General features: G+C 38.3%; 18 protein-coding genes. 1 reads left to right on the top strand and 17 read right to left on the bottom strand.

Annotation, left to right across the window (positions count from 1 at the left end):
* Positions 1-11: 11 nt before the first annotated feature.
* From MHH66_RS28160 to MHH66_RS28080, 17 genes are all read right to left on the bottom strand, one after another.
* Positions 12-584 carry a hypothetical protein gene (locus MHH66_RS28160; protein WP_078185706.1) on the bottom strand — a complete coding sequence of 191 codons (573 nt, stop codon included), beginning with the start codon at positions 582-584 and terminating at the stop codon, positions 12-14.
* 22 nt (positions 585-606) lie between these two features.
* Complete coding sequence (locus MHH66_RS28155) at positions 607-1,635, bottom strand: bifunctional lytic transglycosylase/C40 family peptidase (protein WP_078185705.1); 1,029 nt, start codon at positions 1,633-1,635, stop codon at positions 607-609.
* Between the two features lie 6 nt (positions 1,636-1,641).
* A complete protein-coding gene (locus MHH66_RS28150) occupies positions 1,642-2,556 on the bottom strand; it encodes a conjugal transfer protein TrbL family protein (RefSeq protein ID WP_016099658.1) in 915 nt (304 codons plus the stop codon).
* A gap of 19 nt (positions 2,557-2,575) precedes the next feature.
* Positions 2,576-3,481 carry a hypothetical protein gene (locus tag MHH66_RS28145; RefSeq protein WP_078185704.1) on the bottom strand — a complete coding sequence of 302 codons (906 nt, stop codon included), beginning with the start codon at positions 3,479-3,481 and terminating at the stop codon, positions 2,576-2,578.
* 2 nt (positions 3,482-3,483) lie between these two features.
* Entirely contained in the window at positions 3,484-5,772 is a 2,289-nt protein-coding gene (locus tag MHH66_RS28140) for a VirD4-like conjugal transfer protein, CD1115 family (protein WP_078185703.1), read from the bottom strand.
* Entirely contained in the window at positions 5,769-7,586 is a 1,818-nt protein-coding gene (locus tag MHH66_RS28135) for a VirB4 family type IV secretion system protein (RefSeq protein WP_078185702.1), read from the bottom strand. The genes MHH66_RS28140 and MHH66_RS28135 overlap by 4 nt, the downstream gene beginning before the upstream one ends.
* Positions 7,587-7,589: 3 nt before the next feature.
* On the bottom strand, positions 7,590-8,264 hold the full coding sequence (locus MHH66_RS28130) for a hypothetical protein (protein ID WP_078185701.1): 675 nt from the start codon (positions 8,262-8,264) through the stop codon (positions 7,590-7,592).
* Between the two features lie 12 nt (positions 8,265-8,276).
* Positions 8,277-8,597 (bottom strand): hypothetical protein, encoded by a 321-nt coding sequence (locus MHH66_RS28125; RefSeq protein ID WP_078185700.1) that lies wholly within the window; start codon positions 8,595-8,597, stop codon positions 8,277-8,279.
* 6 nt (positions 8,598-8,603) lie between these two features.
* Positions 8,604-8,957, bottom strand: a complete 354-nt coding sequence (locus tag MHH66_RS28120; protein ID WP_000810964.1) for a TrbC/VirB2 family protein — start codon at positions 8,955-8,957, stop codon at positions 8,604-8,606.
* On the bottom strand, positions 8,923-9,078 hold the full coding sequence (locus MHH66_RS28115) for a hypothetical protein (protein WP_165689477.1): 156 nt from the start codon (positions 9,076-9,078) through the stop codon (positions 8,923-8,925). The genes MHH66_RS28120 and MHH66_RS28115 overlap by 35 nt, the downstream gene beginning before the upstream one ends.
* Positions 9,078-10,595: a hypothetical protein gene (locus tag MHH66_RS28110; RefSeq protein WP_078185699.1), complete on the bottom strand. Its 1,518-nt coding sequence runs from the start codon at positions 10,593-10,595 to the stop codon at positions 9,078-9,080. The genes MHH66_RS28115 and MHH66_RS28110 overlap by 1 nt, the downstream gene beginning before the upstream one ends.
* Positions 10,596-10,629: 34 nt before the next feature.
* Positions 10,630-11,358 (bottom strand): type IV secretory system conjugative DNA transfer family protein, encoded by a 729-nt coding sequence (locus MHH66_RS28105; protein ID WP_078185698.1) that lies wholly within the window; start codon positions 11,356-11,358, stop codon positions 10,630-10,632.
* Between the two features lie 27 nt (positions 11,359-11,385).
* The gene (locus MHH66_RS28100; RefSeq protein ID WP_078185697.1) at positions 11,386-11,631 is read right to left on the bottom strand and encodes a hypothetical protein; all 246 of its coding nucleotides are present in this window, start codon (positions 11,629-11,631) and stop codon (positions 11,386-11,388) included.
* Positions 11,628-12,092, bottom strand: a complete 465-nt coding sequence (locus MHH66_RS28095; protein WP_078185696.1) for a hypothetical protein — start codon at positions 12,090-12,092, stop codon at positions 11,628-11,630. The genes MHH66_RS28100 and MHH66_RS28095 overlap by 4 nt, the downstream gene beginning before the upstream one ends.
* Before the next feature lie 105 nt (positions 12,093-12,197).
* Entirely contained in the window at positions 12,198-12,659 is a 462-nt protein-coding gene (locus tag MHH66_RS28090) for a hypothetical protein (protein ID WP_078185695.1), read from the bottom strand.
* 30 nt (positions 12,660-12,689) lie between these two features.
* Positions 12,690-14,945: a SpaA isopeptide-forming pilin-related protein gene (locus tag MHH66_RS28085; protein WP_078185694.1), complete on the bottom strand. Its 2,256-nt coding sequence runs from the start codon at positions 14,943-14,945 to the stop codon at positions 12,690-12,692.
* Between the two features lie 205 nt (positions 14,946-15,150).
* Entirely contained in the window at positions 15,151-15,360 is a 210-nt protein-coding gene (locus MHH66_RS28080) for a helix-turn-helix domain-containing protein (RefSeq protein WP_000207879.1), read from the bottom strand.
* A gap of 100 nt (positions 15,361-15,460) precedes the next feature.
* Between MHH66_RS28080 and MHH66_RS28075 the strand changes: the two genes are divergently transcribed.
* The gene (locus MHH66_RS28075) at positions 15,461-15,820 is read left to right on the top strand and encodes a helix-turn-helix domain-containing protein (protein ID WP_000467904.1); all 360 of its coding nucleotides are present in this window, start codon (positions 15,461-15,463) and stop codon (positions 15,818-15,820) included.
* Positions 15,821-15,976: the final 156 nt, after the last annotated feature.

Genomic DNA, 15,976 nt, shown 5'->3' with positions numbered 1-15,976 from the left:
ATATAAAATAATTAATTAATATATCCCTCTTCACCTAAAGGCTGTTGGATACTAATGTTTCCTACAATCCATTTTTTCTTTTCAGGACTATATACCATCTCAATATCTAATACCATTTGCATGGTACTCGTTACACCGTTTACAGTCGTATTAATCCACACACGAGAAAACACATTCGCTTTCTCACCATTTTGCACAGCTGTATAGTATAACTTGACATCTTTTATAGCTGAAACAATCGTTGTTTCTGGTGGGGTTTTTTCTGGCTTCTTTTCTTCTCCTGCTGGCTTTAACTTCCCTCTTACAGACTCTGTTGTATATGCATCAATTTTTGACCACCCTTGTTCACCTTTTGACGTATCATACGTAAAGAAGGCTCGTAAAAAGGCGTCTGTATCTTTTTTTACTTTTGTTTCCTCATTGTTCTCTTTTGCCTGCACCTTCTCTTTTAAACTGGTATTTTCTTTCAAAACTTGTTTATATTTTGTTTCATATACTTTCACCTCCCCTTTTTGTTTCCAAGCATACCCTATTAATATCACTATACCTATAGATAAAATCAGAATTGCTATACTACGTCTCATTTTCATTCACCCTTTCTCATCGTTATTGTACTCGACCAAACCCTGCGAGATGTTGCTGCCAATACGGTTTATTTAAATCAGCATAATCAAGGGGGGCACCAGCATGATACATTTGCATATTCCCTTGATAAATACCTACGTGCGTAATATATGTCCCTGAATTATATGTTCCATGGAAAAACACTAAATCTCCGGGCTTTGCTTCTTCAGCAGAGATACGTTTTGTTTGATTCCATTGCATTTGTGCGGTTCGATCTAATTGCACACCTGCTGTTCGGAATGTCCACTGGGTTAAACCACTACAATCAAAACTTGCAGTTGGGCTTGCTCCGCCAAATACATATTTATAACCTTTATATTTAATGGCTTCAGCCATAACTTTTTGAAAAAATTCGTCTCCAACAGCTCCACCACCAGCAATTTCACTCGTTTGATAGTATTTCAAAACTTTTTCAACATAGCTATAATCACCATAACAAAATGGACTTCTGAATCCACATTGTGTGCGCCCATTTGCCATTTTTAAGGCAAAACTTTTCGCTAATTCTAGAGTATATTCCCCGCCATTACTATTAATATAGTTCAAAAATCCCGGGCCAAAATTATATGTTTGAAGGGCTAATTTTATTCGATTGATATCAGATGGACTCTGCACATTTGCTATTGTAATAGAATGTTTGAATTCTTGTACGCCAGCCCATATGCTGTAGTCCGGGTCTGTGATTCCGTTTTGAATTTTCGGGTACTTCGTGTTAAAAGCGCCCTCTGCCGATTGCATGACATCGAGCAAACGTCCGCCGCTCTCCTGCATAATTAAACTTAGCATTAACGGTACATAGGGCTCTACACCAAATTCTTGTGCATATTTACGAACCGTAGGTTCCCATTTTAGAACTTCCGGTGGAACAGTTGTTGTTCCTGTCCCCATTGGTGTTTGTGGCTTACTCCCTCCTCCCCACATCAAACAGATGAAGAGACTAAACAAAACCAGTATGCCAATCAGTATAGGCTTCCAATTTCGTACAACGGTTACGGTTGCTTTGATATACACGGTTCATCATCTCCTCTTCATCAGCACTTGACGTGTCATAAATTTCATCATACTTCCTGTACCACTTGCCACACCTGTAGAATAGACAAATTTTTGTAAAACAGCTGGTGTTGTCACAACCCCTATTAAAATACCTGTTCCTAAAATGGCGTGACCAGATAACATACAATTAAGACCTAAATATAAGAAACTGACTTGGGCGGCTGCTGTTCCCACAATGGCAATCGTTTCTCTCCACCAAGTTGAATACATATCCATCTCTTCATTTAAAGCGGATAAGGCGACAAAAGGTATTAACACATAACAAAAGACAATTTGCCCAAGTCTCATAATCATTTGAATGTACATTAAGACAAACAAGATAGCGAGTAAGACTAAAAAGAAAATAGCGACAAATACAACCGTTCCTGCCATTTGCAATTGATATGTCTGTGCGATATTCCCTAACACAATTTCACTAACAGATTTTTTCTCTGTTCCTTGATTTAACCCCAAGAATTTTACAAATTCGTCAACTACCAATCCTTTATCTGAAATAAATCCCACCCAGAACGAATTGATTTTAATCATGATATCTAAAAACAAGGGTAACATGAGAAGACGATATGCAAACTTTCCGATATCCCCCATAATTTGAGACGTTGTTCTTCTTTGAATGGAACCCGTAGAAATCGCTAAGTATTGTTTAAATAATTGATGAAGGACAATGACTCCTACTAAGGCATAGACGAGAAAACGAACCCAAGAAAATACATCTTGTATCACCTGTACATTTTGATATTCCGTATCAATTTTCGTGACACTCACAATCGAACCTAAGAAAAAATTTAAGAGTTGAATCGACAATTCCACAATCCACCGAGAAAAGGCTTCAATGGGATTCGTTACCGTTGTAAAAAAGTCTTTCACCGCTTGCCACATGCACGTTCACTCCTTTTTGTTACTGCGCTGGAGGCACAGTCGCTTGTTTTTGTTGTAACTTTTTGTTTTCTTCAATGACAATTTTCAGTTGTCCCACAATTTCTTTGATTTCAGATTCTTTATCCTGCATTTTTTGTTGTAACTTTGTTTTCTCTTGTTCTAGCATTTGTATGTGTTTCTTTTGTTTTTCACTTTGTTCATCCTGTTTCGCATTCACCATCGCTGGCTGGATACTGTCTTTTGTGATAACATACAAATTACAGGAAACCGATAGTGTCAACAAAGCGACACATAACTTGGTGGAAAGAGGGAAAGAGAAAGGTGCGAATGACCAATTTCTCTTTCTCTTTTTTTGTTTTTCTTCCGTTTCTTCTGGTTCTTTCACGAGTTCTTGCAACGCTTCCCATGTTGTAGATTGATAGATATGTTGTAAGAATTCACTCCTCATTTCTACTGACTGAAGCATGCAAGCTTCAAATGATTCATTCGAAAAAGCAAAGGCAAGTAAACGTTTCGTATGGGTCAACCTATCATTTCGATTAAATCCCGTTACAGGCATGTGGTCCATTGCTTGATACATGAGCTTCACTTCCCCTTTCTTCGTGTAAAAAATATTGTCTGGAATGGGGAGGAGCATCGTTTCTTGATGTGTTTGGAAGAGGTGGACCAAGCGAGACACCACTTTCCGTTTGATCGCTTCATTTTCTTGTTGGATACGAGAAAACGATAACAAGTGGGGTTCTTTTTCATACCGAAGTATGACATCTCCTCGTATAATTTCCGCAAAGGTACACGGTAACAAATACGATTTGGTTTGTTTGATGCTGTCAAATGGAGCTTCTTGTTTTAACTTTGTTTTCGAAAACCGATATACATATTCTGTAGCGGTTTCCTCTACCGTCCCGTCCCCAAATACAATAATCATACCTACACCCCCGCTTTCTCTTTTTGTTCTTTCCTTCTTTGTGCTTCTTTCTCTTCGATATGTTCCACTGGCGAAAAATCTCGTTTTTGTTCTTTATAAATCAGACTGAGTGTAATGTGCTGGATCGCTTCTTTCACCTGTATCAGAAACTGTTCTTCTGTTTCCGTTACGTCATAGTGAGGAACGAACTCTATATCTGTCATCATGCAAGCTGGATTCTTCTGTACAAGAAACTGAACGCCCTCTTCTCCTTCTTCATCTGCTTCTAAGTCCATCGTATACAAAGCTTGTATCCGTCCATTTTTCTTTTCTACCCTTACAGGTTGTAACACCTCGTCTCCCCATAGTTCTCGTTTCACCGTAATCGGTAAGGACACAGTTTCTTCGGTATTTTGTTCCTCTTTCTGTTTCCCACTTTCTGGTGTTTCCTGTACTTCTCCTTCACTTGGTACAGATGCTTGCGATTCGTCTTGATTATTTTCCTGTTTTTCATCTTCTGATAAACAGGAAGACTCTACCGTTTCTTTTGGCTTTTCTTCTTTTGGTATACTTAATTCTGCTGACTTCCCTTTTAAATGCCATCCCATGTCTGCCTTTTCTCCTACTTGGTCAGCAAACCAGTTGGCTACCCATGCTTTTTGCGCATGAATGGGTAATCTGCCACGTTGAAATACATAACAATCATTATTTTTCATCTGATTCAAGAGTTCATCGGGTGTCTTGAGCGGTCTCTGTACGTAGGTATACGCCTGTTGATTGCTATCAAATTCTCCAGGTGTTTGGCTATCATTTCGCAACCTTTTGGTCGTCACACCCAGTCGTTCTGAGAAATATTTCGCTGTGTCGAGGTCATTTGTGCCTAAAAAAAGAGTCGTATCACAATTGGACATAATCTCACCAGTTTGTTTCTCACCGTATCGATCCATTAATTGCCCGATACTTTGCGCAATGATTGATACTTCCATCCCATAGGAACGGACAGTAGAAAGTCGTTCTGCAAAATCAGGCATTTTTCCAATGTTCGCAAACTCGTCTAATAAGAACCGAACAGGAATATCTAACGTATTATGGTTTGTATCCGCATAGGCACATAATTCTTGAAATAATTGAGCGAAAAATGTATTAATTAACGCTCGATACGTACGGTCTGCCAATGGAATGACCACATATAAAGCGATTTTTCTCCTCCCAATATCCGCTAATTTAAAGCTACTGTATTTTGAAAACGTACGAACCGATTTTAATTTCCATAGTTTCATTGCCTTGGCTGCGTTACTCACAATCCCGCCCCATGTTTTATCTGTCGCATTTTTCACGACACCAAAAGCAATTCTAGCGGACGATTCTTCTTCTAAATTTGCAAACAGATTCTTCAATTCCTTTTCTGAAGGTTCTGTCAATAAGTTGTATACATATTCCATCGAATGCTGTTCTTTCGGCAGGTTTTCTCTTACATATAGAATACCCGCAGTAATCAACGAAACTGCTTGTTCCTGCCAAAAACTATCTCCCGATTGTTGTCCTTCTTCTCCGCCTAAAACAAGCGTTGTTGCAAATTTTTCAGCATCTTGATCCAGTCCTACATAATCAATCGAGTTGTACATGTCGGATAATGCCATGTTTGAAAAATTAATGAGGTACACTTCATACCCTTGTTCTCTCTTCTCACGAGAAGTAAGTTCATAGATTTCCCCTTTTGGGTCTGACACGACAATCGATTTGTTTTTCGTATTGACGACATTGTTTAAGATATAACATTTTGTTTTTCCTGAACCAGAACCACCTATGACACATACATGACGATTTAAAAAACTGTCTTCCTTATGAATCATCAATTTATCATTATAGACCGCTAAAACAGTTCCTTCTTCTTTCCTGTCATCCGTAATATCTATCTCATCAAAAATGGTTACCTCATCTGAAAGAGAAGCACTCCCTAATCCTCCGTATTCGCTTGCATCTTCCACCGTATGTGGTTTTAACTTTCTCCATGTTTGGAAGGTTGTATAAGCGAAAATACCAAGTAGGATAAGTTGTGCATATTGATACAGTTCGAGTCCTAGTGCGAACGATACGGTTTCGATTGGACTCGTCAGGTAGGAAACCGCAAGGTCTTTTGCTGTACCATCTGGCAACTCCATTAACTCGTCTTTATGTTCTAATAAAAAATCAATCATTCGAAGGCCAAATGCCACCACATAATCAATCAAGAGACAGAAACTGAAAATCATTCCGACTGACAACCAAAATGTTTTCCGAGAATCCGCAAGGGGTTTTTCCTTCATACTCATCCCACTTCCCCCTCTTTTGGTTTTCCGCCCATCAGTTCCCATTCCACCTCTGTTGGTTCAATCAGAAGGTGGACACGTTTATCCGCATAGATAAAAATTCCTTCTCCTTTATTTTTCTTACGAGGTTTTAAAATTTTTCGTTCACTGTCTGAAAATTTGATTTGCGCCTGCGTCATCAAATCGTGAATGGATTTTTCTGCAAGTGGTAAGAACATTTTCATTAAACTATTTTCAATAACCGCTCCCCCGTAATTCTTTTTACCATCGCTCGCCCGGAGTAATTCTTCTACCTGTTGTGTTGCGCCCCATACGCTTCCATCATACTTTCGGATCCGCTTCCAAATCTGATAAATGAATTCCATACTTTGCGGATTAGACGGGTCTGCGAATACGTGTAATTCATCTAAAAACAACGTCTTTCTCCCTGCTGTTCTCGTAATCTCATCCCATAGAAACGATGTCGCATTGAACATCGCACAAGATTGTAAAGCTGAACCGACTCCTAGTCTGGAAATATCAAACGAAATGAGTTGATTACGTAAATCTACATTGGTAGGTCCATTAAAAATACGATTATTTGCACCCGAAACGTATTGTTTCAGTACATAGGAGAATAACTTTAATGTGTCGTCTCCTTCCTCGATTTTTTTCATCAATAGCGCATATAAATTTGCTAAGACAGGAAAATCTTCAGGTTCCTTTTGCTCAAAGTCTGTATCAAATGTCATGTAAAAAGGCTCTGATTCGTATAATTCCACCAGGTAAGCATCTAATACCGCTAATTCATCAATCGTCATAGACGGACGCATAATCTTGAAAAAGACTTTTACACGTTCTAAATGCTCCAGTAATGGATTTCCTTTCTTTTTTGTATCTCGCTCATAAAACACGTGTAACGGATTGACACGCGTATCTGTGGTATTGGACAGTTCAATGACCTGACCACCGAGTTTTCCAACAAATTCACTATCTTCTCCTTCTGGATCCATGTTAAAAATCCGAATCCCTTCCATAAAATCACGCATTAGTAACATTTGCTTCAATTTGGTTTTTCCGTACCCCGATTGCCCTAAAATAATCCCATTTCGGTTCTGTAATTCCCATTTATTCACGACAATGAGCGATTTTGTTTTGATATTTCTTCCCATCGCAATCCCGCGCTTCGTAAACAATTCTGTTTCATCAAAAGGAAAGAAAGTAGAGAATGCTTTTGTATCCATATTTCTTCTCGTATATTCTCCTACCTTATTTTCCAGAATGGGCAAACAAGATTCAAAGGCATCTTGCATGCGTGAACTCGGCACATAGGCAAAGAGATTACGAGCTAAAAATGCATTATTTACCTTATCAGTCAGTTTCTTCAACTGTTCAAGACTCTCGGCATGAAGCCGAATCAGGAAATGCACCAGTAACATGCCACCTGTATCATTCGCCACTAAATCCTCCAGCATATTATTGGCACTCTCTAATTCCTGTTCCGCTCGTTTTCTCATTTCAGGATTTAATTTTCCCGACAGCAATCTTGCTTCTAACTCTTCAATCGAATTACTAAAGCTCTTAATCATATCAGCAGAGGAAGTCGGTTCTACATGATAGGTAAAGGAGATATTTCCTTCTAACCGATACAATTTGGATAAGAACCCCATGTAGCTACCTGATGGATAATCCGTCATACAAAGGATACGTTCATATCCTTCTCCTACCCGGATATAATCTATTTCTTCCTCAAATATAGCTGGTGCAATCTGATCCGCTACAGAAAAACGTTGAAAGGTTGGTTCTTCTTTTTTCTCTTTTCTCTTGAATCGTAACATTCGCTATTCCCCTCCTTTTATATTTTGTCTACTTTTGGCATGTTTCACTGTAATATAGGGTGAGGAAACTTCTTTAAAACGATTAATACGTGCTTGATAGTTGTTAAAATGCACCTGAAGAATCTGAACAATCTCATGAGCATTTAAGATATGACATTCTAGCCCGTCTTCTGAAAGTTCCGTCAAATTCTCTCGCAACATCTCCGCTCTTTCTAAGAGCGTTTCTAGCCCGTTTTGAATACTTTCTTCGCTTCCCTGTACTTTCTCCCTTAAAAGAAGGTAATGCGCCTTTTTCAGCGTATTCTGAGCGTGTGAGGAGTTCTCTAAATAAGAAACATATCCACTTCTTAATAATTGACGCATGGCATTCGATTCTTCTTCTATCTTTTGTTTCTGATCTTCCACATAATCCGATAAGTCAACAGGTTCTGCCAGAACTTCAATTTGAAATTCACATGGAATTCCTGACACAATCGCACCAAATTCCTCCATCAATTCTAGTTTGTCTTCCTCACCCATTAATTCCAAGTTCATCGTCCCCACCCGAATGCCCACAATCAAGGTTTGCTTCTTCGTCAGAATCGCTTGATGATACAACGTTTGAATCGGAATTAAATCCTGTGTACGTTTTGCTTGTTGTCTCTGTTTTCGTTTTTCTTGCCATTTTTGGAAACCCATTTTCTCACCTACCTACTCTTTTTTATATAACAAGATCGTTTGCTTCTTTCTTTTTCGCTGATGAAAACGAAATACATCTAGCAAGTACGCACCTGCTTTCACGTTACATCCTTGAATCGCTGGTAGCACAAGTAACCCCGTAAATAGAACGAACAAGACTAAACCTAATCCAAGTTGTACAAAAATATGAATGGGTAACAGATACAATGTCCCCCCAACAATTGGAAGGAAGAGAAGATAGTAACCTATCTCCCTCCACCCTATGCCTGTATTCGGAATCAACTCAAACTTCGCATCAATATTTTTTGGAATATGAATGTGTTTTGGACTCATCTTCTTTTACCTCAACTTTCCAACCACAAAATTCACAATTAATGTTCCCATAAAAATAACGCCTGTCACCATCACAATCGATAGCATATCGCCTTTGCATTCTGCTTTCTCCGATGGGTTATTTGCGAGCTTCATTTTGATTCCTTTCCATCCAAACATACAAGCTCCAACAGATGGGGCAACGAATAGAATAATAGTCGAAACAGCATCTACAATACTTTTAATCTTTGTTTTAATCTGGTCTTCTTCACCAGCAGCAAAAGCAGTATGTGGAGTAAATATAATGACACATATCATCGCAAACATTGCATACTGCCAAATGATTTTATTTTGAAACAAGTTTTTTACTTTTTGCTTCATGACAACCACTCCCTCTCTTCTCTCCCCAATTTGACTTTGGGTCAATGATAAACACCTGCCCTTTCTTACTTTGCTCAGCTGTATAGAGCATACGTGCGTAAGTATAATCCCCCATTCCCACTACACTTGCCCTCCTTGTTCCATTAGCGCCTGCTTGGATGTGTCTTCTGTAGATGATGGTTTCTCGGGTTCGTTTGGTGCTTCAACAGGTGGGTCTTGCTTTTGTTCTTCTACTACTTTGACTACCACTTTCGTAACAGAAAGATTTCCTGCTTTATCGGCTGCCATCACTTCTACTGAAATATCTCCTGCTTTGCTCGTATCATACGCTCCAATCGTTACTGTAGGGTTTGCATCCTGATTATCTTGTACGGTCACCAAATCTTGTGGTAATAATTTTGCTCCGACTTTTACGGTGACATTCTCTTTTGGTGTAATCACAGGCGCTTCCGTGTCTTTATTCTCATTTACATCTATTACTTTCACCGTAACCATGACACTTGCCTGATTTCCAGAGCGATCTACCGCAATAACTTCTACCTGTATCTCTCCTGCTTTGCTTGTATCGTACTTGCCGACAGAAACAATTGGATTCGCATCCTTGTTATCACTTACAGTAACTAAATCTTGTGCGGAAAGAATATGACCAACTGTCACTGTAATGTTCTCTTTCGCTTTGATCACAGGCGCTTCCCTATCCTTATCTGCTTCGGGGTCGATAACGGTTACTGTTACCCTGATACTAGAACGGTTACCTGCTTTATCAATCGCAACCACTTCTACCTGCATTTCCCCAGTTTGACTTGTGTCATAGTTCCCGTTAATCGATAATAACGGACTCTGATCCATGTTGTCGGTTACGGTAACCAAATGATGAGGATTCAGATTCTGTCCTTTTTGTACCGTTAGATTCTCTTTTACTTTCATTTTTGGTGCTTCGCTATCTACGATTGGTTTCGGCTTTTCTGGTTCTGTGGGCGGTTCTACGGGAGGTTTCGGCTTATCTCCCCCATTTCCACCTGTAGGTGGTATGATAACGGGCGGTTTCGGTTTATTCCCCCCTCCATCATCTGTTGGTGGCATAATGACTGGTGGCGTAGGCTTATCAGGTTCTGTTGGCAGTTCTACCTTCACCTTCGGCTTTTCTATATTGATTGGTGGCGTAGGTTTTTCAAGTGAAATGGATTCTTTCGAATTTGATGTATTCCCTAATGGTGTCAAGATAACTGGCGGTGATGGTTCTATTTTTGGTGGTTCGATTGCAGGCGTTGGTAACTTTTCTTGCTCTATTTTCGATTTTTGATTCGTTTGAAGAATCGTTGTTAATTGCTTCGTTTCATCTTCTGTTAAATATTTTTTTGCTATCGTGGTAGAGATAGGAGAAGATTCTTTTTTAGAAGATACATGCATGACATTTTCATCGGTAGGATGCGGTTCTTTTTCTCCTTCCTTCTCTTTCTCTGACTTCTCCTTTTCCTTCTCAGGCTTCTTCTCTTTTTTTACTTCTTCCGTTTTCTTTTTGCCTTTTTCTTTAGATGATGCCTCGTCTTTTCCAAAACACCCAGTAAGAGAAGACAGCGCAAGCACTGTCCCACTTACAATCGTGACTTTCTTCAGAAATGCTTGTTTCTTAGTCATTTTGAACCCTCCATTTGTATAGTTCTCTAGTCATCTAGTGATTGCAATCTACCTGCTTAATTGGTATTTTTCTTGGAAGATAATACGTATCGAGTACAATCACTTCATTTTGTAGTAAAAAAAGTTCCATTTGATCGTATCCACTCATTCGACTAAAATATTTTGCATCATCCATACTATTTGTTCCAAAAAATAGGATTTGATTACAATACCCGGCAATTTGATTGGCAACCTGTTTCCCATAAACCTGTTGGAGATGAGCGTGTGACTGAACAATCATGGAAATATGAATTCTTTTGGCTTTCACAACTTGTAGGACATGCAAGAGATTGGGAATGGGATACAACTCATACTCATCTAAATAGAGATGTACATCTCTTTCTAATGTTTTTTCTTGTAGTAGGTCGAATACTTTTTGAAGACGATCTCCCCGCTCTTGATACGTACTATCAATGAGATTGGCAGAAATATATAACACAAACTTTTGTTGTGTAGCGTTCACTACCATGTCTTGTAAGCGTTCTTCAAATAGCGGATGAAGGAGATCCAATTGTAAAATTTCATATCCCTGCTCAGCTTTTGTTTGATTGGTAGCATAATAGATTTCCTTTTTCCTACTCTCTACAACGATGATGTTCTTTTCTTCTTGCTTTACATTTGGAATGGTATACCATCGTGTTTTTCCTGCGCCAGTAGGACCAACGACGTACACATTCGAATGGTTTTCTTTTTCAAACTTGATTTCAGTAGCCCCGATTAACATTTCTTTCACCTATCTTTCGGATTGTAATTATAAAAACCATATTAGCAATATAGCTATCCATGTTGGAATGGCTAGTAAACATGCATTCTTACACCCTCTAAAAAAATGGAACGTTTCTTCCGCCTCATAAGAATCTTCCTGAAGCCTTTCTTGGGACAGATATTCCTTTGCCTTTACCAACTTACTATTTTCCCTTTCAAAAATATAGATTTGACTCATTCCTTCTCCAGACTTTCCAACCACCAAGGAGTGTTTCTTCAATGGCTGACTCATATCCCTTCTCCCCTTCCTAGCCCTTTCAGATATCGCTGATAGATACAGTGTTTCCTAAGAATAGAAACTAACTGTTCAATAATCCCTGTCCTTGTCATACGTTCTGAAGGATCAATTCTCTTAAAAATATGATACGATGGGTGATTCTCTCCAATTGACGTCATTAACTCTGCTACATAATCCTCTTGTTCGGTTGCTTTCTGTAGCAAGTCTAATGTCTGTTCTACATCAAAATACAGAAGCTCTCCGCGCTTTTTTTGAAAATACATCATACAGCCTGCTAATAATTCTATAGCCGATTCTACCCAAAACCCTTCTCGTTCCGCTGGTTTGACAAATGTTCTCGCAATTGCCATTGCCTGCATATATTCATCAATGTGTAAGGTATACTTTTTTCCTTTTCCAACTGTACCGCCTGCAAATCCCTTCTGGTTTTGGTTATACATGCTTACACCACGCATTTTTCTCCCTACCTTCTCTTTTAGATAATTCTCTCAACTGACACCCTCTATACTATTCCGTTTCCCACCAACCCTTTGTCGTTGAAAATCATTCATTTACTTGTGTCAAACAGTTACTTTCTCGGTAAAATACGCACAACTTTGTGCCGATTCATTATCCCGATTATCAAACAGATCTCGATACTGTACCATCATGTCCATCCATTCTTCTTTTGAAATTTCCTGTCCTTTGGCATAAACGATTCCTATATCCTTGAAATACGCATCAATTCTCCAATTTACCGTGTAACCACTGTCTTCTAATAAGCGCTGATTTCGTTCAAATGATAGAATCGTTTCTTTGTCAAATGAGCATCTGACTATATCTGTCAGATAACAAGATTCCCCATTTTTTAAGAAAAGACGTTGCTCTGTCAATTCCTGATCTTCAAACAATCGTTCCTGTCCGTTTTCATCAAATACTTGAAACAAAACATGGACACTCATAGAACTTACGTCTTCTCCCTTATTCACAATTGGTTCGTTTGGTATGAATACATAGTCATAACCTAATCGATATTTCACCACTGTACCTCACCCTTTCATACAATTGATATCCTACTCATTCGCCTTTTTATTTGTACGATAGGCACGAATTGCGACAAGCCCACCTAATAACATGACAACTCCACCAATCCACATCCAATATGGATTCTCTGCTTTTCCACCTGTCGTTGGAAGCTTATGTTCTATTTTCTTTGGTGCTGGTTCTGCTGCTTTCACAATTGGCTTTTCTTTTACAGGCTGTTCCACTATTTTTGGTTGTTCAGGCTGTGGTTTCTCTGGTGTCGGTGCTGGCACTTCAGGTTTTTGTTCTTTCTCTGGTTGTGTTGGATTCTCTGGTGTTTCTGGAGTTGGTACTGGTTTCTTTGCATTTTTCACTGTATGCTTAATGATTTCTCCCTCTTCTTTGATTTCAAAAGAGAATGTTTCTTCATGTAAGACATATCCGTCTGGTGCTTGCGTTTCTTTGTATGTGTACTTCCCGTACGGAATTTTGAATGTTGCAATTCCTTGCTCATTTGTCTTTCCTTTTACAACTTCTTCACCTTTTTCATTAAAAATCGTAAACTCTGCATTTGGTAATTTATTATTTCCATCTGTGATATCAACCTTAGTTAGTTCTAATTCCCCTGTAATCAGCTTATTCTTAGCAACTAATTCCATTGTCTTTCCGTGTTCTGTAATTTCGAACGGAATTGGCTCTTTTGTTAGTACATAATTTTCTAACGTTTTCTTTTCTACAAATGTATACATGCCAAACGGAAGGTTTTCTACTTGAATTAGTCCGTTCTCATCTGTTGTATGTTCACTGACTGTCTTTCCTTCCCTGTTTTGTAGAAGGAACGTGACACCTGCTAGTTTCTGATCCGGATTCTCTGCATCCACTTTCAGAAGCTGAACATGCCCTTTGACTTCTTTGTTTTCTACTGTGAAAGTGAGCGTTTTCCCTTGTTCGCTAATTTCGAATGGATATTTCGTTTCGTTTACAAGATAGCCTTCTACTCCTTTCGTTTCTTTAAAGAAGTACTTGTTGAAAGGAAGGTTCTCTACTTTTGCAATTCCTTGCTCATTTGTCACAACTTTTGTTACTTCTTTTCCATCCGCTGTATATACGGTAAACTCAACGTTCGGAAGGACTTTCCCATTATCACTCAACTTCTTGATTTCCACATTCCCTTTTATTTTGTGATTCTCCGCTGTGATGTTTGCGATTTCGCCTGTTTTTACTTCCACTGTTTGTGGTGTATCCTGTAACACGTAACCCACAGGACTTTTTACTTCTTTCACGACATAAGTTCCCATCTCAATATTATCTAAAGAGGCAATGCCCTTGTCGTTTGTTGTAATCGTTCCCATACACTTCTGGTTGCTAGCTAACACTTCAAATACTGCTCCTGCCAGTGGTTTCTTGTTTTCATCCACTTTAAGGATTTTCAAACCGCCTACCGCTTTCCAAAAGACTTGTAAATCCTGACTTACTTTCTCTTGACTACGTTCTAATAGAACCGTTGCATCCTGAATCACACTTGTACCTTTATACATCACCGCATGTTGATTGGTCAGGTTGGCAGTTACTCGTAATGACAATTCCGCACTATTAGAGGATTTTGGTACTTGTACACGGAATTTTTCATCTAGTTGGAATGTTTCTTTTGCTTCTCCCTGTTCTGTGACAACTCGTGTTCCAACTGGTGCTTCTTGCAATAGAATCTTATACTCACCTTTTTTTGCATTCGTTTCTACAGCATATGTTGTTGTTTCAAAGTATTCACCGTTCAATTTTGCTTCTTGTTTATCTGTTGGCTGTACATTCATATAAACATCTTGTGTGTCTCCTGTATGCTCCGCCGCATACGTAATGGCTTCCGTTGATTGTTCCACAGCTGCATCTTTAAATTGCAACTCACCTGTATTGATTTGCCCAAGTGCATGCCAAATGCTCAGCTGCGTGGCGTAATGAGCCTGTTGCCATGTAGAAACTCCTAATTGTTCAGGTGTTTTTTGCGGATATCCATTTAGTAGTACACGGTAGACAACATCATCCGTTCGTCCTACCTCTGGTAAATCTGTACCATTTGGAGACTTGAGCCCGTATACCAAGCAATACGCAATTTGACCACTGGCGTTTTTCAAAAGCTCTGTACGGACATTTTTTCCGTATTGTGGACTGTAAGCCCAATTCATCTCGTAATTTTCACGATGAATCACCTCCGCACTCGCAGATTTCATCGGAATCAGTACACTGATGAAGAACACACATAAGCTCATCAACAAGGCCAAGGATTTGGAATACACGAATCTTTTCGTCATTGTTAGTAGCTCCTTTTTGAGTATGAAATTTTCAAAGATCCAAATAGATTTAATATTTAAAAAATTCAGTCTTATTTGAACAAAAAAATATACTTCATGAACATAGTTTCTACTTGCAGTTAAAAATGATTGAAATCTTTCTTATTTCCTATACAATGTACATTGAATGTATATTATATAGGTATACTTATCAAGTTAATTGGAATTATGTGATTTTAGCTCGATAATACGTCGGAATAAATAATCTATCTAATGGCTCGCCTAAAAGGTCAGAAATTTTTTGTGCTCTTTTAGCTAATACTCCTTTTCTCCCAGTCTCTACATCATATAAAGTAGTTACTGGAATATCGCAAATAGTTGCAACATCTTTAATACTAAATCCTTTAGTTTCACGTATTTTACGTATTGTAGTCAATTCGTCACCCCCTTATTTACATTGTATTCGGCTTAAAGCCTAAAGTCAACTTAAATATAATTATTTTTTTAACTATTTTTTAATGAAAGGGCGGATTTATATGTTTGGCCAACGCCTAAAAGAATTACGCAAAAATAAAAAGCTAAGTATGAGACAACTTGGAGAAGTACTCGGTGTTAAACAAACAAATGTATCTAATTGGGAAAATGTTGGAACAGAGCCTGATTACAAAACCTTAATTAGAATTGCACAATTCTTTGATGTTTCTACTGACTATTTAATAGGTAATTCCGTAGAATTCAATGACAATGAAAGTAAAGAAAAGAGAGAAATTGCATTATTAGCTCAAACATTACATAAAGAACTTTCCAAAAATCCAGATCTCAAAAATCAAATTGAACAAGAACTAATACAATATGTTCACTTTCTAAATTATAAAAATAGAGGGAAAGGCATATAGCCTTTCCCTCTATTTCTATAAACCTTAATTTCTTAAGGTTTATAATTCAATTCTTATTTGTAAATTATTTAAAAAAACATTAAACTAGTATGTAGAAGTATCTCTTAAACAATATTAACATACTAAATATAAGTTGAAAATTTAACATAATTTCTG

The organism is Bacillus sp. FSL H8-0492 (genome assembly GCF_038006145.1).
Classification (GTDB): Bacteria; Bacillota; Bacilli; order Bacillales; family Bacillaceae_G; genus Bacillus_A; species Bacillus_A mycoides.
Note: the sequence above shows the minus strand (reverse complement) of the source record. Positions and strands in the feature narration are given on the sequence as shown.